This window comes from Streptomyces broussonetiae (genome assembly GCF_009796285.1).
GTDB lineage: Bacteria > Actinomycetota > Actinomycetes > Streptomycetales > Streptomycetaceae > Streptomyces > Streptomyces broussonetiae.
In genome coordinates, this window is sequence record NZ_CP047020.1 from 5,382,178 (window position 1) to 5,406,177 (window position 24,000).

Sequence of the window (24,000 nt, forward strand, 5' to 3'; positions counted from 1 at the left end):
AGTGCTCAAGGTGCAAGAGGGGACACTCCGCCGCCGCCTACGGTCGCACGGGTGATGAGCAGCAGTCCGGAGACCACGACCCGCACCACCGGCGCGCACAGAGCGCACCGCGAGGCGCGCGCAGCACGAGAGGCGCGAGATGCGCGGGAGGTGCGCGACCGCGCCGCCGCGCGCACCCTCGCCCACCGGCCGCCGGCACGTTACGAGCCGTACCTGGACGGCCTGTTCACCTATTGCCTGTCCGTGCTGTGCGACCACGACGCGGCCACCGTCGCCCTCGGCGACGTCCTCGCCCTGGCCGAGCGGCGCGCGCACCGCGTCCCGGAGGCCGCCGACCGCAGGGCCTGGCTGTACGCGCTGGCCCGATGGGCGTGTCTGCGCGGGCTGGCCGAGGCCAAGCAGAAACGTCAGGCCACACATGCGGTCGGCCGGCCCGGGGCCGCGAGGCAGGCTCCCGATCCGCCCGTCTCCTCGGAGATCCAGGAGCGCCGCCGCCGCGAACTCGCCCTGCTGGCCTGGCCGGAGGCGGCCGGTACGACCCCCGAGCAGCGTGAGGCACTGGAGCTGGCCGTCCGCCACCACCTCGCCGTGCACGAGGTCGCCGCCGTTCTCGGCATGACGCCCGGCACCGCACGCGACCTGCTCGCCTCCGCCGCCTGCGAGGTCGAGCGCACCCGTGCCGCCCTCGCCGTCGTCCAGACCGGCGGCTGTCCGGGCGTGGCTCACCTCACCGGTGACAGCGGGCTGGTCCTCAGCGCGGCCCTGCGCCGCGAACTGGTCCGGCACGTGGACGACTGCCCGCGCTGCCGCCGCACCGCCGAGCGCGCCGACCCCGCCCGCTGGCCCGGCGCCACGGTCACCCCTGCCGAGCTGCCCGTCCTGGAGGCGCCCCGCGCGGCACTGCACGTCGCCCCGGCACAGCGCCCACGCGCGCGTGGTGCGGCCGTACCCCGCTTCGACCGGCGCGGCTTCCCGGTGGACCCCAAGGACCGCGCGGCCCGCCGTGACCGCCTACGCGCGCGTGCGGTGACGACGACGGTCGTCGCCACGGTCGTGGCCGCACCCGTCCTGGCCCTGTGGGCCGCCTACCGGGGCGCCCCGACCGCCGACGGGGAAGGCCGCTCGCCCACCGCGCGCGAGGCACAGGGCCCCGACGCCCTCGGCACCGATCAGGGCGGCGGCTACGAGAACGCGGGGAACGCGAGCGCGAAGCCCGGCCCGAGTGCCGGCAAGGGTGCCGGGACGGACGTCTCCGTACAGGTCGTCAGCGTCGACGGAGCAGGCGCGAAGGGCGCGGGGCGGCTCGACGTCGGGGCCGCGAACGACGGCGACACCACGCTGATCACCCTCACGGACGCGGGCTCCGCCCCGGTGCGCTGGTCCGCGTCCACGGCGGCGGGCTGGCTCTACCTCAGCCAGTCCTCCGGAACCCTCGAACCGGGCGGGACGGCGACGATCAGGGTGTACGTCGACCACCTCCGCGAGCCATCCGGCCACTGGCGGGCGCAGGTGGCGATCTCCCCGGCCGGCACGGTGGTCACGATCGACGGCTACGGCACGGCCCCGACCCGCCCGACGCATCCCACGCCCCCGCAGTCCTCCCCCGATCCGGATCCGACCCCCTCCGGCACTCCTCCCACCGACCCCCCTTCGAGCCCGCCGCCGTCTTCGCCCGACCCGAGCCCGACACCCACGGCCCCCTCACCGCCGGACTCCCCGGCACCGACCCCGCCGCCCTCGGGGAGCGGGACACCGAGTCCTTCGGGGAGCTAGGCCCTTGTCGTCACATTCCTGTCCGCCTCGCGACGACGGGACCCAGGGGTGGGCGCGGGGAGCGTGCGGGTCGAAGAGCGGCGGGGGAGCGGGGTTACGGCGCCGGGTCGGCCGGGTGAGGCGCGACCAGCGGCAGCTGCGACGCCAGTCGCGCTTCGCACAGCTCGACCAGACGGTCGTAGCCGGCCTTGCCCATCAGCTCGGTCAGCTCGGCCCGGTAGGAGACGTACACCGGCTCGCCCGCGCCGTGCGCCGAGGTCGCCGAGGTGCACCACCAGTGCAGGTCGTGACCGCCCGGACCCCAGCCCCGGCGGTCGTACTCCCCGATGGACACCTGCAGCACCCGGGTGTCGTCGGGCCGGTCGATCCAGTCGTACGTCCGCCGGATCGGCAGCTGCCAGCACACGTCCGGCTTGGTCTCCAGCGGCTCCCGGCCCTCCTTGAGGGCGAGGATGTGCAGCGAGCAGCCCGCGCCGCCCGCGAACCCGGGCCGGTTCTGGAAGATGCAGGACCCCTGGAAGGGCCGCGTCTGCCGGGACCCCTCCTCGTCCTTCGACACCCAGCCGCCCCGGGTGCCCTCGTCGTGGTGCTGCCAGATCTCCGGCGTGAGCCGTGCCACGTGCTCGGCAACCCGCTTCTCGTCGTCCTCGTCGGAGAAGTGCGCGCCCAGCGAGCAGCACCCGTCGTCCGCGCGGCCCGCCTGGATGCCCTGGCAGCCGCTGCCGAAGATGCAGGTCCAGCGAGAGGTCAGCCATGTCAGATCACAGCGGAAGACCTGCTCGTCGTCCGCCGGATCCGGAAACTCCACCCAGGCGCGCGCGAAGTCGAGCCCCTTCTCGTCGCTCGCCTTCGCGGCCTGCTGGGACTTCTTCGACATGGACGACGCCTTCGCCTGCGCAGAGTCCTTCAAACCCTTGGAGGATTTGTGGCCCTTCGCCTTTTTCGTCTTTGGCACCCGTCCAGGGTAAGCGGCCCAGCGCCGCTGCGGGGACCTTGGGCGGACGATCTGGCAGTAGCGTTCCGTATATGAGACTCGGTGTCCTGGACGTGGGTTCGAACACGGTGCATCTGCTGGTGGTGGACGCTCACCCCGGCGCGCGCCCGTTGCCCGCGCATTCGCACAAGACCGACCTTAGGCTTGCCCAACTCCTCGACGACGGCGGTTCCATCGGTGACGACGGCATCCACAAGCTGGTCGCCGTCGTACAGGACGCGCTCCAGGCCGCCGAGGACAAGGGCGTCGAGGACCTGCTGCCGTTCGCGACCTCCGCGGTGCGCGAGGCCCGCAACGCCGACGACGTCCTCGCGCGCGTGGAGGCCGAGACCGGCGTACGGCTCCAGGTGCTCACCGGCGCCGAGGAGGCCCGTCTCACCTTTCTCGCCGTTCGCCGCTGGTTCGGCTGGTCCGCCGGAAAGCTGCTGGTCCTGGACATCGGCGGCGGCTCCCTGGAGATCGCCTACGGCATGGACGAGGAACCGGACGCCGCGGTCTCCCTGCCGCTCGGCGCCGGCCGGCTCACCGCGGGCTGGCTGCCCGGCGACCCGCCCGCCCCCGAGGACGTCCGGGCGCTGCGCCGCCATGTGCGGACGGAGATCGCCCGCACGGTCGGCGAATTCAGCCGCATCGGAGCCCCCGACCACGTCGTCGCCACGTCCAAGACCTTCAAACAGCTCGCCCGTATCGCCGGCGCCGCCCGCAGCGCCGAGGGCCTCTATGTCCAGCGTGAACTCAAGCGCGAGTCCCTCGAGGCCTGGGTCCCCCGTCTGGCCTCCATGAGCGCGGACCAGCGCGCCGAACTCCCCGGCGTCTCGCAGGGCCGCTCCGGGCAGCTCCTCGCGGGCGCCCTGGTGGCCGAGGCCGCGATGGATCTCTTCGGCATCGAGAGCCTGGAGGTCTGCCCGTGGGCGCTGCGTGAGGGCGTGATCCTGCGGCGCCTCGACCACATGGGATCCGCGTAGCCCCCGAAGGGGCGCAGGGAGCGGCGCGAGCAACCACGAAGCACTCGCACCCGCCCGAATGGCAAAGGTCACAACGGCGAATAGGCACCCAACACCCGAGCCACTCCACCCCGTAAGGTGACGGACGTGGCCGAACCAAGGGACGTTCCCGTCGCGCTGTCGACAGCCTCCGTCTACCCGGAGTCCACGGCGACGGCCTTCGAGATCGCCGCGCGCCTCGGGTACGACGGCGTCGAGATCATGGTCTGGACCGACCCGGTCAGCCAGGACATCGAGGCGCTGCGCCGCCTGTCGGACTACCACGGCGTGCCGGTCCTGGCCGTCCACGCCCCCTGCCTGCTGATCACCCAGCGGGTCTGGTCGACCGACCCCTGGGTCAAGCTGCAGCGGGCCCGGGCGGCCGCCGAGAAGCTGGGCGCCTCCACCGTCGTCGTACACCCGCCGTTCCGCTGGCAGCGCCAGTACGCGCGCGACTTCGTCGACGGGATCTGGCGGATGGCGGACGAGACGGACGTACGGTTCGCCGTCGAGAACATGTACCCCTGGCGCTACCGCGACCGCGAGATGCTCGCGTACGCCCCCGACTGGGACGTCACCCAGCACGACTACCGGCACTTCACGATCGACCTCAGCCACACGGCGACGGCCCGCACCGACGCCCTGGAGATGATCGACCGCATGGGCGACCGGCTCGGGCACGTCCACCTCGCCGACGGCAAGGGCTCCGCCAAGGACGAGCACCTGGTGCCCGGTCGCGGCACCCAGCCCTGCGCCGAGCTGCTGGAACACCTGACCCTCTCCGGCTTCGACGGTCACGTCGTGATCGAGGTCAACACCCGGCGGGCGATGTCCAGCGCCGAGCGCGAGGCCGACCTCGCCGAGGCCCTGGCCTTCACCCGCAAACATCTGGCCTCGGCGGTACGGGTGCCACGGCGATGAACGACACCCCGTCCCCCTCCCACGGCACCCGCTCCCCCTTCGGCGAGACCCCGCCCGAGTCGGGGAAGGCCGCCCGCAGAAGGGGCAGACCCCCGCGCAAGGAGTCCGCCGGCACCCGCGACCGCATCCTGACCGCGGCCCGCGAGGAGTTCTCCCAGCGGGGCTACGAGAAGACGTCCGTCCGCGGCATCGCAAAGGTGGCCGGTGTCGACTCCGCCCTCGTCCACCACTACTTCGGGACCAAGGAACAGGTCTTCGAGGCGGCCGTCTCCGCGGCCGTCGCACCCGCGCTCGACGCGCCGGTCGCGATCGCCGACGGCCCGCTGGACGGGGTGGGGGAGCGGCTGACCCGCTTCTTCTTCGGCGTCTGGGAGGACGCCACGACCCGTACCCCGCTGCTGGCCATCGTCCGCTCCGCCCTGAACAACGACACCGCGGCCGCCGTGCTGCGCCGCCTGATCGCCTCCCAGCTGCTGCGCCGTATCGCCGCCCAGGTGGACCTGCCGGATCCGGAGCTGCGCGCCGAGCTGGGCGCCGCCCAGCTGGTGGGGGTGGCGATGATGCGCTACGTGATCAGGCTGGAGCCGCTGGCCTCGGCGGACCTGGAGCAGATCATCGCGCGCCTCGCCCCCGTCGTTCAGCACCACCTCACGGACAGGTGAAACACGCGTCCCGTATTCCGGACAAGTGTGTCCAGCCCTTGGAGCACCGGCGTACGCTCGACCGTACAGTCAGAACTCTCTGGCAGTAGGTCTTCGTAGGTCTTCGAAGGAGCGAGCGACGATGCCCGAGCTGAGGTCCCGCACAGTCACCCACGGCCGCAACATGGCGGGCGCCCGCGCCCTGATGCGCGCTTCCGGTGTACCCGGTGCGGACATCGGCCGGAAGCCGATCATCGCGGTCGCGAACTCCTTCACCGAGTTCGTGCCCGGCCACACCCATCTGCAGCCGGTCGGCCGGATCGTCAGCGAGGCGATCACGGAGGCGGGCGGCATCCCGCGCGAGTTCAACACGATCGCCGTGGACGACGGCATCGCCATGGGCCACGGCGGCATGCTCTACTCCCTGCCCTCCCGCGACCTGATCGCGGACTCGGTGGAGTACATGGTCGAGGCCCACTGCGCCGACGCCCTGGTCTGCATCTCCAACTGCGACAAGATCACCCCGGGCATGCTGCTTGCGGCCCTGCGCCTGAACATCCCGACGGTGTTCGTCTCCGGCGGCCCGATGGAGTCCGGCCGGGCCACGCTGGTCGACGGCACGGTCCGCACCCTCGACCTGGTCGACGCGATCTCCGACGCCGTGAACGAGAAGATCTCGGACGAGGACATCCTCCGGATCGAGGAGAACGCCTGCCCGACCTGCGGCAGCTGTTCCGGCATGTTCACCGCCAACTCGATGAACTGCCTGACCGAGGCCATCGGCCTGTCCCTGCCCGGCAACGGCTCGGTCCTGGCCACCCACACCGCACGCAAGCAGCTCTACGTCGACGCGGCCCGCACGGTCATGGACCTCACCCGCCGCTACTACGAGCAGGACGACGACTCGGCCCTGCCGCTCAACATCGCGACCTTCCAGGCCTTCGAGAACGCCATGGCTCTGGACATCGCGATGGGCGGCTCCACCAACACGATCCTGCACCTGCTGGCCGCTGCCCAGGAGGCGGGTGTGCCCTTCGGCCTGGAGCAGATCGACGCCGTCTCGCGCCGGGTGCCGTGCCTGGCGAAGGTGGCCCCCAACGTCGCGAAGAACCGCACGTACTACATGGAGGACGTGCACCGCGCCGGCGGCATCCCGGCCCTGCTCGGCGAACTGCACCGCGCGGGCCTGCTCAACGAGGACGTGCACGCGGTCCACAGCCCGTCCCTCGGCGACTGGCTCAAGACCTGGGACGTCCGCGGCGGCTCCCCGTCCCCCGAGGCGGTCGAGCTGTGGCACGCGGCCCCCGGCTGCGTCCGCTCCGCCGAGGCCTTCTCCCAGTCCGAGCGCTGGGAGGCCCTGGACGAGGACGCCGAGGGCGGCTGCATCCGCTCCGCCGAGCACGCGTACTCCAAGGACGGCGGCCTCGCGGTCCTCAAGGGCAACCTGGCGGTCGACGGCTGCGTGGTGAAGACGGCCGGCGTGGACGAGTCGATCTGGACCTTCGAGGGCCCGGCGGTCGTCTGCGAGTCCCAGGAGGAGGCCGTCCAGCGGATCCTCACCCACGAGGTCAAGGACGGCGACGTCGTCGTCATCCGCTACGAGGGCCCCAAGGGCGGCCCCGGCATGCAGGAGATGCTGTACCCGACCTCGTATCTCAAGGGCCGGGGCCTGGGCAAGACCTGCGCCCTGATCACCGACGGCCGCTTCTCCGGCGGGACCTCGGGCCTGTCGATCGGCCATGCCTCGCCCGAGGCGGCCTCCGGCGGCACCATCGCCCTGGTCCAGGACGGCGACCGCATCCGCATCGACATCCCGAACCGCACGATCGAGCTGCTGGTCGACGAGGCCGAACTGGCTCGCCGCGAGCAGGCCCTGAACGGCGCCTACGCCCCCAGGAACCGCGACCGCAAGGTCTCGGCCGCCCTGCGTGCCTACGCCGCGATGGCCACCAGTGCCGACAAGGGCGCGGTCCGCGACGTGACCAAGCTGGGCTGATCCCCCGCTCGCGCAAGGGGCCGCTCCCGGTGGAGCGGCCCCTTCGCCGTGTCCGTGTCCGCTCTGCCCGCGTCCGTGTCCGCTGAGCCCTCGGGCGTCACCAGCCGGCCGGATCCCGCGCGGCCACGCCGAAGACGGTTCCGTCGGGGGAGGCGGCGCAGACGCGGGCGCCGGCGAGCAGCGGGGTCGGCAGGACCCCGGCGACCTCGCCCGCGTTCGTGTCCAGTCGGGGCGGTGTCTGTCCCACCAGGCTGCCGTCGTGTGCGTCGAAGGCGAGCAGACGCCCGTCCGGGGCGGTGAAGTAGACATGGCCGGCCGAGGAGACCGGCGCCGAACCACGGCTCACGGACGTCTCGACGTGCCACAGCTGCTTGCCCGTGCCCAGATCGAGGGCGTACAGGGAGCCGCCGGCCGCCAGCAGATGCACGGCGTCGCCGCGTACGTCGGCCTGGGGCGCCATGAGCGGGACGGACAGTGCGACCCGGCGGACGGCCTTCGAGCCCGGCGTGTAGCGGACGACCGCGTTCGCCTCCCCGGTGGCGGGGTCGACGGCGAGCAGGAACAGGGAACCGCCCTGGCTGCCGATGGGCTGCAGCGTGCCCTTCAGCCGCGCCTGCCAACGCGTGCCACCACTGCCCGGGTCCACGGCGCTGACCAGCGTGTACGCCCCGTCCGCGGAGGCGGATGCCGCGTACGCCAGCGGGTCACCGGCGTAGGAGGCCAGCGCGGGGGTGCCCTGCCCGGCCACCCGCCGATGCCACTTCGTGTCCCCCGAGGCCCCGGCCAGCCCCGTGACCGTCCCGTCCGCGCCGGTGACGAGCAGCATGCCGCCGGTGGACTGCATCCCTCCGGGCCCGGACATGTCCCGCTGCCAGCGCGGTGCGCCGGAGGCCGGGTCGAGTGCCACCACCCGGCGGCCACCGTCCGTCGGCACCAACAGCAGGCCGCCCGAGAACGCGGGAGTGCCGCTCGTCCGCTCCCCGGCGACCGAGCGGCGCCACAGGAGCGTGCCGTGCGTGGGGTCGAGGGCGTACGCCAGTCCGGAACGGAAGCAGAGCAACGTGCCCGCACCGTCGACGCACAGCGGCATCCCGGAGCCCTTCCCGGGCGGCTTCGCGCGCCACGCGGTGACCTTGGCGGCGGTGGCGGGCGCGGTGGTCCTCCCCGCCGCGGGACCACCGCCGTCGCCCGGCCACAGCAGCCCGGTGAGCACGGCGCCCAGGGCGAGGACGAGCGCCCCGGCGGCAAGGGCCGCGCGCCTGCCGAAGCGCCCGCGGGGTCCCGGCGCCGGCCCGGCGCCGGAGGGTTCCGGCGCCGGTGCGTCGTCCCCGGTCCGCTGCGCCGGTATGAACGCCTGTGTGTCGTAGGAGGCGGCCACCGACCGCAGCTCCCGCATCAGCTCGTCGGGCGTCGGCCGGTCCTCCGGCTCCTTGGCCAGACACCGCAGCACCAGCGGCGCGAGACTCTCCGGCACCCCGGTCAGATCGGGTTCGTCGTGCACCACCTGATAGGCGACGACATACGGACTGTCCGAGTCGAACGGACCGCGCCCGGTCGCCGCGTGCACCAGCACCGACCCGAGCGCGAAGATGTCGGCCGCCGGCCCCACCTCACGGGGCCGCCGGAACTGCTCGGGCGCCATGAAGGGCGGCGTACCGATCAACTTGCCGGTCTCGGTGCGCAGTTCGCTGTCCTTCGGCCGGGAGATGCCGAAGTCGATGACCTTCGGCCCGTCCTCGGCGAGCAGCACATTGCTCGGCTTCAGGTCCCGGTGCACGACCCCGACCCGATGGATGTCGCGCAGTGCCTCGGCGAGCCCGGCCATGAGCCGGCGCAACTGCGCGGCCGGCATCGGCCCGTTCCGCTTCACATGCTCGGACAGGGTCGGCCCGGGAATGAACAGTGTGGCCATCCACGGCCGCGCGGCTTCCGGATCGGCGTCCACGACAGGAGCGGTGAAGGCACCGCTCACCCTCCGGGCGGCGGCCACCTCCTGCCGGAAACGGCCCCTGAACTCGGGGTCCCTGGCGAACTCGGCGTGTACGACCTTCACCGCGAGCTTGAGCCCCGAGGTGCTGCGGGCCAGGTGCACCACGCCCATGCCGCCCGAGCCCAGACATGACTCCAGAGGGTAGTGACCGGCGTACTCGGGAAGTTCCGCTTCCGCGCCTGCTCCGGTGCTGCGCTGTGGCGTCATGGACCACCCCCGTACTGTCAGTCCGCGCGCGACGCACGGAGCCTAGTCGATGACTCGTACGAGACCGAGGCGGCTTGCTAGCCTCCGCGTGCGAGTTGCGCATGCGTGTTCCGGAACTCGATCAGAGGGAAACGAGCGACCCCACCACGACCGTGGGGCCCAGAGGGGGAGAACCGATATGTCCATCGACCAGGCGGAAGCCGCGAGCAGCGACGAGAACGAGTCCCTGACGGCCGAGTCGGCCATCCGCACGTACGCGACCGCCCCCGGCGTCCGCCTCAACGTCCGCAGCGGCCCCGGCACCGACTACGGCGTCACCCGGGTCCTGCCCGAGAACACCCGCGTCCCGATCTTCTGCCAGGCACCGGGCACGACGGTCTCCGGCCCGTACGGCACCACGAACATCTGGGACAACATCAACAACGGCGAATACGTGTCGGACGCCTACGTCCACACCGGCACCGACGGCTACGTGGCCTCGCGCTGCGCCTGACCCGGCCCGGAGCCCGCCCGCGCCCGGCGCCATAATCGTCCCGTGAGCGACGAAACCGGCACCCCGGACACCCCGGCGGGCTCCCCAGGCGGCGCGGCAGCCCAGGGCGGCCCCCGCCCCGAGTCCCTGCGCTTCTTCGGCACCTCCTGGGTGGAGCACGACAACGGCTACGCGGCCCGCCGCGCCGGCGTCGCCGTCGGCTCCCTCGCCGCGGCCGTCGCCTCCTGTCTGGTGCTCCGCTTCGCCTACGAAGGCATCCGGATCGCCGGCACCGGCTCCTTCGTGACCGTGCTGGTCATCGCCATGTTCGCGATCTGCAGCGCACTCGCCTTCCGCAACACCTGGGAGGGCTTCGGCAAGCGCCAGGACCCGCAGCGCCAGGCCTCCCTGCGCGGCCTGCTCACCATCGGCTTCATCGGCTCCCTCGTCGCCTACTTCTTCCGCTGCCTCACCGAGGCCCCGGGCGAGAAGCTCCACCGCGAGGAGTACGACCAGGCCCGCGAGGCGTACGAACACCGCACCTCCCGCCGCACCGGCAACCCGTCGAAGAAGAAGCGGCACAAGTAGGGCTCCCCGGCGGTCAGCGGCACCGGCGCCGACGGGTGCCCGCCACGGCCCGTACCCGTTCCGGTCGTCGACGCCCCGCACCCCGCCCCGAAACCCGCTGTGGTCCGCCCGGCCGAGCGACCACCATGGCCGTATGACCGTCGACGACCATGACCGTGCGACCACGACGCCACCGTCCCGCTCGCTGCGCGCCCACTCCTTCAACGCCGCAGCCGCCCAGTACGCGGCGCACCGCCCCTCCTATCCACCCGCTCTCTTCGACACCGTCGAGGAACTGGCCGGCCGGTCGCTGTCCGGTGCCAGGGTCGTGGACGTGGGTGCCGGCACCGGTATCGCCACCTCGCTCCTGCACGCCCGCGGCGCCGACGTCCTCGCCGTCGAACCCGGCGCGGGCATGGCCGCCGAGTTCCGCCGCGGACTGCCGCACATCCCCCTCGTCCGCGGCAGCGGCAACGCCCTGCCCGTCGCCGACGCCCACGCCGACTTCATCACCTACGCCCAGGCCTGGCACTGGACCGACACCGCCCGGTCGGTCCCGGAGGCCCTGCGCGTGCTGCGGCCGGGCGGCGCGCTGGCGCTGTGGTGGAACACCGATGCCCTCGACGTCGACTGGATCGCCGAGGCCGCCGATCGCACCGGCCGTTTCTTCGGCGTGGACGTCGCCGCCGAGAAGCGCAAGGCCGCCGAACGCGTCGACCGGGTCGACCCCAGCGGACGCCTGGACCTCACCCTGCGCACGGTCCGCTGGAGCCGCCGCGTCCCGATCGAGACCCGCCTCGGCAACATCGGCAGCCACTCGGTGTTCCTCGTCGCGCCCGAGGAGCGCAGGGCCGCCTTCCTGGAGCAGGAGCGCGTCCATCTGCTGGAGGTCTTCCCGGACGGGATCGTCGAGGAGACGTACGACGTCCTCCTGCTCGTCGCCACCAAGCCCTGACAACGGCGTTCTCCCCCCACGCACACACCCGCACAGCGGCGGCCGGACACCCGTCCGGCCGCCGCTGCCTTGTACCCGCCTCCGCCGCACCCGCCCGTGACGACCGATGCCTCTGACGACCGATGCCTCTGACGACCGAGCCCCGTGACGACCACGCCCCTTGACGACCGAGCCGTCGGACCCAATTATTCATCACATGATGAATAATGCGATCCGCGCCGACGACCTCACCGTCGCCCGCGGTCGGCGCACGGTCCTGCACCAGCTCCGCTTCACCGTCCCGCGCGGTCGGATCACCGGCCTGCTCGGCCCCTCCGGCTGCGGCAAATCCACCCTCATGCGCGCGATCGTCGGCACCCAGGCCAAGGTCACCGGCACCCTGGACGTCCTCGGCCACCCGGCCGGCCACCCGACCCTGCGCAGCCGCATCGGCTACGTCACCCAGGCGCCCTCCGTCTACGCCGACCTGACCGTCCGGCAGAACCTCGCCTACTTCGCGGCGATCCTCGACCCCGGCCGCGCCGCCGCGGAACGCCGCCACGCACACGTCACCCGAGCCATCGCCGACGTCGACCTCACCAGCCACGCCGACGCGCTCGCCGGCAACCTCTCCGGCGGCCAGCGCGGTCGCGTCTCCCTGGCCGTCGCCCTGCTCGGCGCCCCCGACCTGCTCGTCCTCGACGAACCGACGGTCGGCCTCGACCCCGTCCTGCGCCGCGACCTGTGGAACCTCTTCCACGAGCTCGCCGCCACCCGCGGCACCACCCTCCTCGTCTCCTCCCACGTCATGGACGAGGCCGAGCGCTGCCACCGTCTCCTGCTCATGAGGGAGGGCGAGATCCTCGACGACGACACCCCCGACGCCCTGCGCGCACGCACCGGTACCGACACCGTCGAAGCCGCGTTCCTCCACCTGGTGGACGAAGCCGCCGCACACCGCACCCAGGAGCCGACCCGATGACCACGACAGCCGCCGCGACCCCCCTCGCGCCCGCCGCCCCCACCGGCCAGTTCAGCGTCTCCCGCACCACCGCCACCGCGGCCCGGGTCCTGCGTCAGCTCCGCCACGACCCGCGCACGATCGCACTGTTGGTCCTCATCCCCTGCTTGATGCTGGTCCTGCTGCGCTACGTCTTCGACGCGAGCCCCCGCACCTTCGACAACATCGGCGCCTCCCTGCTCGGCATCTTCCCGCTGATCACGATGTTCCTGGTCACCTCCATCGCGACCTTGCGCGAACGGACCTCCGGAACCCTGGAACGCCTCCTGGCCATGCCTCTGGGCAAAGCCGACCTCATCGCCGGCTACGCCCTCGCCTTCGGCGGTCTCGCCATCGTCCAGTCGGCTCTGGCCACCGGCCTGGCGGTCTGGTTCCTGGGCCTGGACGTGACCGGCTCCCCCTGGCTGCTCCTGCTAGTCGCGCTCCTCGACGCCCTGCTCGGCACGGCCCTCGGCCTGTTCGTGTCGGCCTTCGCCGCCTCGGAGTTCCAGGCCGTCCAGTTCATGCCGGCGGTGATCTTTCCCCAGCTCCTGCTCTGCGGCCTGTTCACGCCCCGCTCCGACATGCACCCCGCCCTGACCGCCATCTCCGACGTCCTGCCCATGTCGTACGCCGTCGACGGCATGAATCAGGTCCTGCACCACACCGACATGACAGCGACCTTCGTGCGGGACGTCCTGATCGTGACGGGCAGCGCGGTGCTGGTCCTGGGGCTGGGAGCGGCGACGCTGCGACGGCGTACGGCCTGAGCCCGCCGATCCGAGCCGCACGGCGTCGTTCCGCTCACCGGACAACCGACCCGCGCGGCTCGCCCCGGTGCCAGACTGGCCCGCATGAGCCAGAAAGTCGCAGTCCTCGGCACCGGCAAGATCGGCGAAGCCCTGCTCAGCGGAATGATCCGCGCCGGCTGGGCCCCCACCGACCTCCTCGTCACGGCCCGCCGTCCCGAACGCGCCGAAGAACTCCGCGCCCGTCACGGAGTCACCCCGGTCACCAACACCGAGGCCGCCAAGACCGCCGACACCCTGATCCTGACGGTCAAACCACAGGACATGGGAACCCTCCTGGACGAGCTGGCTCCGCACGTCCCCGCCGACCGCCTTGTCATCAGCGGCGCCGCCGGCATCCCCACCTCGTTCTTCGAGGAGCGCCTGGCCGCGGGCACCCCGGTCGTCCGCGTCATGACCAACACCCCGGCCCTCGTCGACGAGGCCATGTCGGTCATCTCCCCCGGCAGTCACGCCACCGCCGACCACCTCGCCACCGCAGAGGAGATCTTCGGCGCCGTCGGCAAGACGCTCCGCGTCCCGGAGTCCCAGCAGGACGCCTGCACCGCCCTGTCCGGCTCCGGCCCGGCGTACTTCTTCTACCTGGTCGAAGCCATGACCGACGCCGGCATCCTGCTCGGCCTGCCCCGCGACAAGGCGCACGACCTCATCGTCCAGTCCGCGATCGGCGCCGCCGTGATGCTTCGCGACAGCGGTGAACACCCCGTCAAGCTCCGTGAGAACGTCACCTCTCCGGCCGGTACGACGATCAACGCCATCCGCGAGCTGGAGAACCACGGCGTCCGCGCCGCCCTCATCGCCGCCCTCGAGGCCGCCCGCGACCGCAGCCGCGAACTGGCCACCGGCAAGAAGGACTGAACCTCACGGCAGCGAGTTGACACGCCCCCTCCCGATCCGTACTGTTCTCCGAGTTGTCCGACGTGAGCGCCGATCCAGGTCGGTCCCCGGACAGCCATTCCGCAAGTCCCAGCCAATCATCGGCACCCAGGTGTCGGCCGTTTTGGCGTGCGTATTTGCGAAATGAGGAATCCGCGTTCGAAAGGACGCCGCCCCGATTAGCTCGGGAGCAAGGAATCCGCTAAAGTCTCACTCGTCGGAACGGCCCAACGGCCGGGAAGACAAACCCCGCCGACCGGGAATCGGACGCCGAAAGGATCTGATAGAGTCGGAACCGCCGGAAAGGGAAACGCCAAGCGAAAGCGAGGCGGGAACCTGGAAAGCACCGAGGAAATCGGGTCGAGAAAAGATCTGATAGAGTCGGAAACACCGAAGGGAAGCCCGGAGGAAAGCCCGAGAGGGTGAGTACAAAGGAAGCGACCGTTCCTTGAGAACTCAACAGCGTGCCAAAAGTCAACGCCAGATATGTTGATACCCCGTCCGTCGGAACATTCCGATGGTCGAGGTTCCTTTGAAAAAACACAGCGAGGACGCTGTGAACCATCGGATTATTCCTCCGGTGGTTCCGCTCTCGTGGTGTTGCACCGGCTGAATTAATTTTCTGGCCGAGTAAACATTCACGGAGAGTTTGATCCTGGCTCAGGACGAACGCTGGCGGCGTGCTTAACACATGCAAGTCGAACGATGAAGCCCTTCGGGGTGGATTAGTGGCGAACGGGTGAGTAACACGTGGGCAATCTGCCCTTCACTCTGGGACAAGCCCTGGAAACGGGGTCTAATACCGGATACGAGCCTCCAAGGCATCTTGGAGGTTGGAAAGCTCCGGCGGTGAAGGATGAGCCCGCGGCCTATCAGCTTGTTGGTGAGGTAATGGCTCACCAAGGCGACGACGGGTAGCCGGCCTGAGAGGGCGACCGGCCACACTGGGACTGAGACACGGCCCAGACTCCTACGGGAGGCAGCAGTGGGGAATATTGCACAATGGGCGAAAGCCTGATGCAGCGACGCCGCGTGAGGGATGACGGCCTTCGGGTTGTAAACCTCTTTCAGCAGGGAAGAAGCGAGAGTGACGGTACCTGCAGAAGAAGCGCCGGCTAACTACGTGCCAGCAGCCGCGGTAATACGTAGGGCGCAAGCGTTGTCCGGAATTATTGGGCGTAAAGAGCTCGTAGGCGGCTTGTCACGTCGATTGTGAAAGCTCGGGGCTTAACCCCGAGTCTGCAGTCGATACGGGCTAGCTAGAGTGTGGTAGGGGAGATCGGAATTCCTGGTGTAGCGGTGAAATGCGCAGATATCAGGAGGAACACCGGTGGCGAAGGCGGATCTCTGGGCCATTACTGACGCTGAGGAGCGAAAGCGTGGGGAGCGAACAGGATTAGATACCCTGGTAGTCCACGCCGTAAACGGTGGGAACTAGGTGTTGGCGACATTCCACGTCGTCGGTGCCGCAGCTAACGCATTAAGTTCCCCGCCTGGGGAGTACGGCCGCAAGGCTAAAACTCAAAGGAATTGACGGGGGCCCGCACAAGCGGCGGAGCATGTGGCTTAATTCGACGCAACGCGAAGAACCTTACCAAGGCTTGACATACACCGGAAAGCATTAGAGATAGTGCCCCCCTTGTGGTCGGTGTACAGGTGGTGCATGGCTGTCGTCAGCTCGTGTCGTGAGATGTTGGGTTAAGTCCCGCAACGAGCGCAACCCTTGTTCTGTGTTGCCAGCATGCCCTTCGGGGTGATGGGGACTCACAGGAGACCGCCGGGGTCAACTCGGAGGAAGGTGGGGACGACGTCAAGTCATCATGCCCCTTATGTCTTGGGCTGCACACGTGCTACAATGGCCGGTACAATGAGCTGCGATACCGTGAGGTGGAGCGAATCTCAAAAAGCCGGTCTCAGTTCGGATTGGGGTCTGCAACTCGACCCCATGAAGTCGGAGTCGCTAGTAATCGCAGATCAGCATTGCTGCGGTGAATACGTTCCCGGGCCTTGTACACACCGCCCGTCACGTCACGAAAGTCGGTAACACCCGAAGCCGGTGGCCCAACCCCTTGTGGGAGGGAGCTGTCGAAGGTGGGACTGGCGATTGGGACGAAGTCGTAACAAGGTAGCCGTACCGGAAGGTGCGGCTGGATCACCTCCTTTCTAAGGAGCACTTCTTACCAACTCCGGTTGGTCAGAGGCCAGTACATCGGCGGATGTCCGATGCTGGTTGCTCATGGGTGGAACGTTGACTATTCGGTCCAGACCTCGGGTCGGGGGCTGCTAGTACTGCTCGTCAGAGCGTGGAACGCATGATCTCCGGACGGGAGTGGGCCGGGCACGCTGTTGGGTGTCTGAGGGCACGGCCGTATGGTCTGTCTCTCGGTCGCCGGCCCCAGTGAACTCACCGGTTTGTCTGGTGGGGTGATGGGTGGCTGGTCGTTGTTTGAGAACTGCACAGTGGACGCGAGCATCTGTGGCCAAGTTTTTAAGGGCGCACGGTGGATGCCTTGGCACCAGGAACCGATGAAGGACGTGGGAGGCCACGATAGTCCCCGGGGAGTCGTCAACCAGGCTTTGATCCGGGGGTTTCCGAATGGGGAAACCCGGCAGTCGTCATGGGCTGTCACCCGCTGCTGAACACATAGGCAGTGTGGAGGGAACGAGGGGAAGTGAAACATCTCAGTACCCTCAGGAAGAGAAAACAACCGTGATTCCGGGAGTAGTGGCGAGCGAAACCGGATGAGGCCAAACCGTATGCGTGTGAGACCCGGCAGGGGTTGCGTATACGGGGTTGTGGGATCTCTCTTCTGTTGTCTGCCGGCGACAGGACGAGTCAGAAACCGTTGATGTAGGCGAAGGACATGCGAAAGGTCCGGCGTAGAGGGTAAGACCCCCGTAGTCGAAACATCAGCGGCTCGTTTGAGAGACACCCAAGTAGCACGGGGCCCGAGAAATCCCGTGTGAATCTGGCGGGACCACCCGCTAAGCCTAAATATTCCCTGGTGACCGATAGCGGATAGTACCGTGAGGGAATGGTGAAAAGTACCCCGGGAGGGGAGTGAAATAGTACCTGAAACCGTGTGCCTACAAGCCGTGGGAGCACTTTGGTGTGACTGCGTGCCTTTTGAAGAATGAGCCTGCGAGTTTGCGGTGTGTTGCGAGGTTAACCCGTGTGGGGAAGCCGTAGCGAAAGCGAGTCCGAATAGGGCGTTGGAGTAGCACGCTCAAGACCCGAAGCGGAGTGATCTAGCCATGGGCAGGTTGAAGCGGAGGTAAGACTTCGTGGAGGACCGAACCCACCAGGGTTGAAAACCTGGGGGATGACCTGTGGTTAGGGGTGAAAGGCCAATCAAACTCCGTGATAGCTGGTTCTCCCCGAAATGCATTTAGGTGCAGCGTCGTGTGTTTCTTGCCGGAGGTAGAGCACTGGATAGGCGATGGGCCCTACCGGGTTACTGACCTTAGCCAAACTCCGAATGCCGGTAAGTGAGAGCGCGGCAGTGAGACTGTGGGGGATAAGCTCCATGGTCGAGAGGGAAACAGCCCAGAGCATCGACTAAGGCCCCTAAGCGTACGCTAAGTGGGAAAGGATGTGGAGTCGCACAGACAACCAGGAGGTTGGCTTAGAAGCAGCCACCCTTGAAAGAGTGCGTAATAGCTCACTGGTCTAGTGATTCCGCGCCGACAATGTAGCGGGGCTCAAGCGTACCGCCGAAGTCGTGTCATTGACATATATAGCCCCAACGGGTGTGTTGATGGGTAGGGGAGCGTCGTCTGCCGGGTGAAGCGGCACTGGAAGGTAGTCGTGGACGGTTGACGAGTGAGAATGCAGGCATGAGTAGCGATTCACACGTGAGAAACGTGTGCGCCGATTGACTAAGGGTTCCTGGGTCAAGCTGATCTGCCCAGGGTAAGTCGGGACCTAAGGCGAGGCCGACAGGCGTAGTCGATGGATAACCGGTTGATATTCCGGTACCCGCTGTGAAGCGTCAAACATCGAGCATCGTGATGCTAAGGCCGTGAAGCCGCCCTGATCTCTTCGGAGTTGAGGGGAGTGGTGGAGCCGCCGGACCAAGCGGTTAGTAGGTGAGTGATGGGGTGACGCAGGAAGGTAGTCCATCCCGGGCGGTGGTTGTCCCGGGGTAAGGGTGTAGGCCGGTGTGTAGGCAAATCCGCACACCTTGTGGCTGAGACCTGATGCCGAGCCGATTGTGGTGAAGTGGATGATCCTATGCTGTCGAGAAAAGCCTCTAGCGAGTTTCATGGCGGCCCGTACCCTAAACCGACTCAGGTGGTCAGGTAGAGAATACCGAGGCGTTCGGGTGAACTATGGTTAAGGAACTCGGCAAAATGCCCCCGTAACTTCGGGAGAAGGGGGGCCACGCCTGGTGAGAACACTTGCTGTTCGAGCTGGGGGTGGCCGCAGAGACCAGCGAGAAGCGACTGTTTACTAAAAACACAGGTCCGTGCGAAGCCGTAAGGCGATGTATACGGACTGACGCCTGCCCGGTGCTGGAACGTTAAGGGGACCGGTTAGCTTGGATTCGTCCAGGCGAAGCTGAGAACTTAAGCGCCAGTAAACGGCGGTGGTAACTATAACCATCCTAAGGTAGCGAAATTCCTTGTCGGGTAAGTTCCGACCTGCACGAATGGCGTAACGACTTCTCGACTGTCTCAACCATAGGCCCGGTGAAATTGCACTACGAGTAAAGATGCTCGTTTCGCGCAGCAGGACGGAAAGACCCCGGGACCTTTACTACAGTTTGATATTGGTGTTCGGTTCGGCTTGTGTAGGATAGCTGGGAGACTTTGAAGCAGGCACGCCAGTGTTTGTGGAGTCGTCGTTGAAATACCAGTCTGGTCGTGCTGGATGTCTAACCTGGGTCCGTGATCCGGATCAGGGACAGTGTCTGATGGGTAGTTTAACTGGGGCGGTTGCCTCCTAAAGAGTAACGGAGGCGCCCAAAGGTTCCCTCAGCCTGGTTGGCAATCAGGTGTTGAGTGTAAGTGCACAAGGGAGCTTGACTGTGAGACCGACGGGTCGAGCAGGGACGAAAGTCGGGACTAGTGATCCGGCGGTGGCTTGTGGAAGCGCCGTCGCTCAACGGATAAAAGGTACCCCGGGGATAACAGGCTGATCTTCCCCAAGAGTCCATATCGACGGGATGGTTTGGCACCTCGATGTCGGCTCGTCGCATCCTGGGGCTGGAGTCGGTCCCAAGGGTTGGGCTGTTCGCCCATTAAAGCGGTACGCGAGCTGGGTTTAGAACGTCGTGAGACAGTTCGGTCCCTATCCGCTGTGCGCGTAGGAGTCTTGAGAAGGGCTGTCCCTAGTACGAGAGGACCGGGACGGACGAACCTCTGGTGTGCCAGTTGTTCTGCCAAGGGCATGGCTGGTTGGCTACGTTCGGGAGGGATAACCGCTGAAAGCATCTAAGCGGGAAGCCTGCTTCGAGATGAGGACTCCCACCCACTTGATGGGGTAAGGCTCCCAGTAGACGACTGGGTTGATAGGCCGGATCTGGAAGCCAGGTAACTGGTGGAGGTGACCGGTACTAATAGGCCGAGGGCTTGTCCTCAGTTGCTCGCGTCCACTGTGTTGGTTCTGAAACCACGAACAGCCCCACGTTTCACAGAGCGTGGTGTGGCATGGTTCGACAGTTTCATAGTGTTTCGGTGGTCATAGCGTGAGGGAAACGCCCGGTTACATTCCGAACCCGGAAGCTAAGCCTCACAGCGCCGATGGTACTGCAGGGGGGACCCTGTGGGAGAGTAGGACGCCGCCGAACAAATTTTGAGAAAGGCCCACGCCATCCGGCGTGGGCCTTTCTGCGTTTATGCTCGCAGGTATGCGGTATGACCTGGTCATCTTCGACAACGACGGGGTGCTCGTCGACAGCGAGCCCATCTCCAACCGGCATCTCGCCGCCCATCTGACCGAGTTGGGGCACCCGACCTCGTACGAGGACTCCGTACGGGACTACATGGGCTCGGCGATGCACCGGGTTCACGAACTGGTGCTGGAGCGGACGGGGCAGCGGCTGCCCGACGACTTCGACGACGTCTTCCACGCGCGGGTGTTCGCCGCGTTCGAGCGGGAGCTGGAGCCCGTGCCCGGAGTGGCCGGCGTACTGGAGAAGCTTGCCGCGGACGGGGTGCCGTACTGTGTCGCCTCCTCCGGGAGCCATGCACGGATCCGCGTGGGGCATCGGACGACCGGGCTCGACCGGTGGTTCACGCAGGAGCGGATCTTCAGCTCCGAGGACGTCGGACGGGGCAAACCGGCACCCGACCTCTTCCTGTACGCCGCGGAGCGGATGGGAGTGACGCCCGGACGGTGCCTGGTGGTGGAGGACTCTCCGCTGGGTGTGCAGGCGGCGGTGGCGGCCGGGATGGCCGTCTACGGGTTCACCGCGATGACCCCGGCGGCCCGGCTGACAGGGGCCGATGAACTCTTCTCCACCATGGGGGAGTTGGCTGACCTGCTGGTATGACGGAGGCATCGGGCCGGGCCTGACAATTGTCATGCGGACCTCCGGACGTTCGTTCCTACAGGGGAACCCCTCGCGGGGGCGAAGCTGAGGGCATGACGAAGAACACGGGGGCCCGGGGCCGGACCGAGCAGCAGAAGCAGAAGCCGAGCGCGCTGGACAACTTCCTGCCGCTGCTTGTGGACGTGGCGGTGCCGCTCGGCTCGTACTACCTCCTCAAGAGCGCCTTCGGGATGAGCACCTTCGCGGCGCTCGCCTGGAGCAGCGTGGTGCCGGCCCTGCGGACCGTATGGAGCCTGGTGAAGGAGCGGAAGGCGAACGGGCTGGCCGGGCTGATCCTGGTCGTCAACGTCGTCTCGCTGGTGCTGACCTTCGTCTCCGGTGACCCGCGGCTGATGCTCGCCAAGGACGGTGCGGTCAGCAGCACCGTCGGGATCGGCATCCTGCTCTCCGTGCGGCTGGGCAGGCCGATGATGACCGCGGGCCTCAAGCCCTTCCTGGTCAAGGCCGATGCGGCCAAGGAGGCCGCCTGGGAGCGGCTGACGTCCGGTGCGGCGCCCCGGTCCGAGGCCTTCCTGCGCAAGGAGCGGATCTACTCGGTCATCTGGGGCGTCGCGCTGCTGGCCGAGTGTGTCGCACGGATCGTGGGCGCCTACACGGTCCCTGTGGACACCATGGTCTGGCTCGGCACGGTCTTCCTGGTCAGCGCGATCGGGATCGGCATGGTCGTCGGCGGTGGCCTGGCCGTCGAGCCGATGGAGAAGATACTCAAGGCCGAGACGGAGGCCGCGACCGCGACCGGCGAGGCCGGGACCGCGGCGCCCGCCGCGGTCTGACCCTCCCGCTCGGACCCGCCACATGAAGCTGAAGAAAACTCATCTTTGGCTGGATCTACCCACAGGTAGCCCGGGGCCCTACGCTCGCCGCCATGACTGATGTGCTGCGGCGCGGTAGGGCCTCGCTGGCGTTCAGCTTCTTCGCTCAGGGTGTCACCTTTGCTCTGCTGGTGACGCGTATCCCGGCCATCCAGGACCGGTACGGCGTCTCCGACGCGCTGCTGCCGGTCTTCCTGGCCGCCGTACCGATCCTGGCCGGGGTGGGCAGTGTGACCACCGAGCAGCTGGTGAAGCGCATACGGCCAAGCCGCCTGCTGCGCTGTTCCCAGCCCGTGGTGCTGCTGGCCCTGCTCGGTGCCGGGGCCGGCGGCCGGATCGCGGAACTGGCCGTGGCACTGGGCGTGTTCGGGCTGGCCGTGGGCGCGCTGGACGCCTCGATGAACATGCTCGGGGTGAGCCTGCAGCGGTCGTACGGGCGCAGCATCATGCTCAGTTTCCATGCCGCGTACAGCCTGGGCGGGATCCTGGGCGCCTCGCTGGCCTGGGTCGGGGCGCACTGGCATCTTGCGCTGTGGGTGTCGTATCTGCCGGTGGTGGCCGTGCTGCTGCCGGCGACGTTCGTGGGGAGCCGGTGGTACGTCGACGGGGATCCGGCACCCCCGGGTGAGGAACAGGGCCAGGGCACGGGCGTGGTGTTCAAGCTGCTGCTGCCGCTGTGCCTGGTGATGACCTTCGCCTACATCGGGGACTCGACCGTCTCCAACTGGAGCGCGAAGTATCTGAAGGACGTGCTGGGCAGCAGCGAGCAGCTGGCGACCGTGCCGTACAACGTGTACATGGTGACCACGCTGGTGGGGCGGGCCATCGGGGACGTCGGGGTGCGGCGGTTCGGGGCCGTGGCGGTCGTACGGCTCGGGGCGCTGGTGGCGGCCGGCGGGTTCGTGGTGGTGGCCTCGGCGCCCGGGGCGTGGGTGGGGATGCTCGGGTTCACGCTGCTGGGGCTGGGGTTGTGTGTGCTGGTGCCGCAGACGTTCGCGGCGGCGGGGCGGCTGTTTCCCTCGGCTTCGGATGCGGCCGTCGCGCGCCTGAATATTTTCAATTACGTGGGTTTTCTGATTGGTTCGCCGTTGGTGGGAGCCTTGGGCGATGCGTGGAGTTATCGCGGGGCCATGCTGGTGCCGATGGTGTTGGTGCTGGTGACGCTGGTGTACGCCAGATCGTTCGCCACGGGGCCGGGCCGATACGGTGGCGGGCATGAGCGGCCGCGCACAGCTGATGTGGGACGAAGCAGTAACGGGCTATGACTTCGGCCCGGACCACCCGATGGATCCGGTCCGGCTCGCACTGACCCGGAGCCTGGTGGGAGCCTTCGGGCTCGACCGGGAGCTGGAGGTCGTCGCGGCGAAGCCGGCCGGGGAGTCGACGCTGCAACTGGTCCATCGAGAGGACTACATCGAGGCGGTGAAGGCCGCGTCCGCCGATCCGGCGGGGGCCGACGGTTCGTACGGGCTGGGTACGGTCGACGATCCCGCCTTCGCCGGGATGCACGAGGTGTCCGCGCTGATCGCCGGGCAGTCGGTGGGGGCTGCGGAGGCGGTGTGGCGGGGGGACGCCGATCATGCCGTGAACTTCGCGGGCGGGCTGCACCACGCGATGCCGGGCGGTGCCTCGGGGTTCTGTGTCTACAACGACGCCTCCCTGGCCATTGCCCGGCTGCTGGAGCTGGGGGCCGAGCGGGTCGCCTACGTGGATGTGGACGTGCATCACGGGGACGGGGTGCAGGCCGCGTTCTGGGACGACCCACGGGTGCTGACGATCTCGCTGCACGAGCATCCTCGTACGTTGTTCCCGCAGACCGGGTGGCCGCAGGAGACCGGTGCGGGGGCGGGCGAGGGGGCCGCCGTGAATGTGGCGCTGCCGGCGGGCACCGGGGACGCGGGGTGGGTGCGGGCGTTTCACGCGGTGGTGCCGGAGCTGCTGGCCGAGTTCCGGCCCCAGGTCCTCGTCTCGCAGCACGGGGCCGACACGCACTTCGAGGATCCGCTGGCCCATCTGGCCGTTTCGCTGGACGCTCAGCGGGCCGTGCAGGTGGCCTGCCATGAGCTGGCGCACGAGCACGCCGGGGGGAAGTGGGTCGCGTTGGGCGGAGGCGGCTATGCGGTGGTGGACGTGGTGCCGCGGTCGTGGACGCATCTGGTGGGGATCGCGGCGGGTCGGCCGGTGGCTCCGGAGACGGTGATCCCCGAAGGGTGGCGGCAGGAGGTGTTCGCCCGGACCCGGCAGTTGGCGCCGCAGCGGATGACCGACGGGCGGTGGCCGGTGGGTTTCGCGTCGTGGGAGGCGGGTTACGACCCCGCCGACCGGCTGGACCAGGCCGTGCTGGCGACGCGACGGGCGGCGTTTCCGCTGCGGGGGCTGTTGCCGTAGGCCGAAAGGGCGGGCGGGCTGCTCGCCGATTACGCCAACTGTGCCCTCTTTGCGTGTTCCCGGTCCGGCCCCGCCCGTGA

The 24,000-nt window shown here is 68.4% G+C and carries 17 protein-coding genes and 3 rRNA genes; 18 read left to right on the plus strand and 2 right to left on the minus strand.

Annotated features, from left to right (window positions below; genetic code table 11):
• Positions 1-54 precede the first annotated feature (54 nt).
• Entirely contained in the window at positions 55-1,773 is a 1,719-nt protein-coding gene (locus GQF42_RS24960) for a BACON domain-containing protein (RefSeq protein WP_375994848.1), read from the plus strand.
• 94 nt (positions 1,774-1,867) lie between these two features.
• On the opposite strand, the gene GQF42_RS24965 is transcribed toward GQF42_RS24960, so the two are convergent.
• A complete protein-coding gene (locus GQF42_RS24965; protein ID WP_199272786.1) occupies positions 1,868-2,728 on the minus strand; it encodes a hypothetical protein in 861 nt (286 codons plus the stop codon).
• A 71-nt stretch (positions 2,729-2,799) separates the two neighbouring features.
• Between GQF42_RS24965 and GQF42_RS24970 the strand changes: the two genes are divergently transcribed.
• The 4 genes from GQF42_RS24970 (at position 2,800) to ilvD (ending at position 7,308) form a co-directional block, all read left to right on the plus strand.
• Entirely contained in the window at positions 2,800-3,732 is a 933-nt protein-coding gene (locus GQF42_RS24970; RefSeq protein ID WP_158923433.1) for a Ppx/GppA phosphatase family protein, read from the plus strand.
• 126 nt (positions 3,733-3,858) lie between these two features.
• Positions 3,859-4,671, plus strand: coding sequence for a sugar phosphate isomerase/epimerase family protein (locus GQF42_RS24975; protein WP_158923435.1), 813 nt, complete (start codon positions 3,859-3,861; stop codon positions 4,669-4,671).
• On the plus strand, positions 4,668-5,333 hold the full coding sequence (locus tag GQF42_RS24980; RefSeq protein ID WP_158923437.1) for a TetR/AcrR family transcriptional regulator: 666 nt from the start codon (positions 4,668-4,670) through the stop codon (positions 5,331-5,333). Before GQF42_RS24975 ends, GQF42_RS24980 begins: the two co-directional genes overlap by 4 nt.
• Positions 5,334-5,454: 121 nt before the next feature.
• On the plus strand, positions 5,455-7,308 hold the full coding sequence (gene ilvD, locus GQF42_RS24985; protein WP_158923439.1) for a dihydroxy-acid dehydratase: 1,854 nt from the start codon (positions 5,455-5,457) through the stop codon (positions 7,306-7,308).
• A 97-nt stretch (positions 7,309-7,405) separates the two neighbouring features.
• Here ilvD and GQF42_RS24990 read toward each other — a convergent pair whose 3' ends face one another.
• On the minus strand, positions 7,406-9,505 hold the full coding sequence (locus GQF42_RS24990) for a protein kinase domain-containing protein (RefSeq protein ID WP_158923441.1): 2,100 nt from the start codon (positions 9,503-9,505) through the stop codon (positions 7,406-7,408).
• Between the two features lie 178 nt (positions 9,506-9,683).
• Here GQF42_RS24990 and GQF42_RS24995 point away from each other — a divergent pair, with 178 nt between their 5' ends.
• From GQF42_RS24995 to GQF42_RS25055, 13 genes are all read left to right on the plus strand, one after another.
• A complete protein-coding gene (locus GQF42_RS24995) occupies positions 9,684-9,998 on the plus strand; it encodes an SH3 domain-containing protein (protein WP_158923443.1) in 315 nt (104 codons plus the stop codon).
• A 42-nt stretch (positions 9,999-10,040) separates the two neighbouring features.
• Positions 10,041-10,565, plus strand: a complete 525-nt coding sequence (locus tag GQF42_RS25000; RefSeq protein WP_158923445.1) for an EamA/RhaT family transporter — start codon at positions 10,041-10,043, stop codon at positions 10,563-10,565.
• A 133-nt stretch (positions 10,566-10,698) separates the two neighbouring features.
• Positions 10,699-11,499 (plus strand): class I SAM-dependent methyltransferase, encoded by an 801-nt coding sequence (locus GQF42_RS25005; protein WP_158923447.1) that lies wholly within the window; start codon positions 10,699-10,701, stop codon positions 11,497-11,499.
• Positions 11,500-11,695: 196 nt separating this feature from the next.
• Positions 11,696-12,460: an ABC transporter ATP-binding protein gene (locus tag GQF42_RS25010; RefSeq protein ID WP_158923449.1), complete on the plus strand. Its 765-nt coding sequence runs from the start codon at positions 11,696-11,698 to the stop codon at positions 12,458-12,460.
• Entirely contained in the window at positions 12,457-13,248 is a 792-nt protein-coding gene (locus GQF42_RS25015; RefSeq protein ID WP_158923451.1) for an ABC transporter permease, read from the plus strand. The genes GQF42_RS25010 and GQF42_RS25015 overlap by 4 nt, the downstream gene beginning before the upstream one ends.
• 84 nt (positions 13,249-13,332) lie before the next feature.
• Entirely contained in the window at positions 13,333-14,145 is an 813-nt protein-coding gene (gene proC, locus GQF42_RS25020) for a pyrroline-5-carboxylate reductase (RefSeq protein ID WP_158923453.1), read from the plus strand.
• A 655-nt stretch (positions 14,146-14,800) separates the two neighbouring features.
• Positions 14,801-16,326: ribosomal RNA gene (locus tag GQF42_RS25025) — 16S ribosomal RNA — on the plus strand.
• 315 nt (positions 16,327-16,641) lie between these two features.
• Positions 16,642-19,745 (plus strand): 23S ribosomal RNA (locus GQF42_RS25030).
• A 93-nt stretch (positions 19,746-19,838) separates the two neighbouring features.
• Positions 19,839-19,955 (plus strand): 5S ribosomal RNA (gene rrf / locus GQF42_RS25035).
• The 16S, 23S and 5S rRNA genes sit together here, the layout of an rRNA operon.
• 60 nt (positions 19,956-20,015) lie before the next feature.
• On the plus strand, positions 20,016-20,660 hold the full coding sequence (locus tag GQF42_RS25040) for an HAD family hydrolase (protein WP_158923455.1): 645 nt from the start codon (positions 20,016-20,018) through the stop codon (positions 20,658-20,660).
• A 92-nt stretch (positions 20,661-20,752) separates the two neighbouring features.
• Positions 20,753-21,493, plus strand: coding sequence for a VC0807 family protein (locus GQF42_RS25045; protein WP_158923457.1), 741 nt, complete (start codon positions 20,753-20,755; stop codon positions 21,491-21,493).
• A 92-nt stretch (positions 21,494-21,585) separates the two neighbouring features.
• A complete protein-coding gene (locus GQF42_RS25050; protein WP_158923472.1) occupies positions 21,586-22,797 on the plus strand; it encodes an MFS transporter in 1,212 nt (403 codons plus the stop codon).
• On the plus strand, positions 22,748-23,920 hold the full coding sequence (locus tag GQF42_RS25055; protein WP_158923474.1) for an acetoin utilization protein AcuC: 1,173 nt from the start codon (positions 22,748-22,750) through the stop codon (positions 23,918-23,920). The genes GQF42_RS25050 and GQF42_RS25055 overlap by 50 nt, the downstream gene beginning before the upstream one ends.
• Positions 23,921-24,000 lie beyond the last annotated feature (80 nt).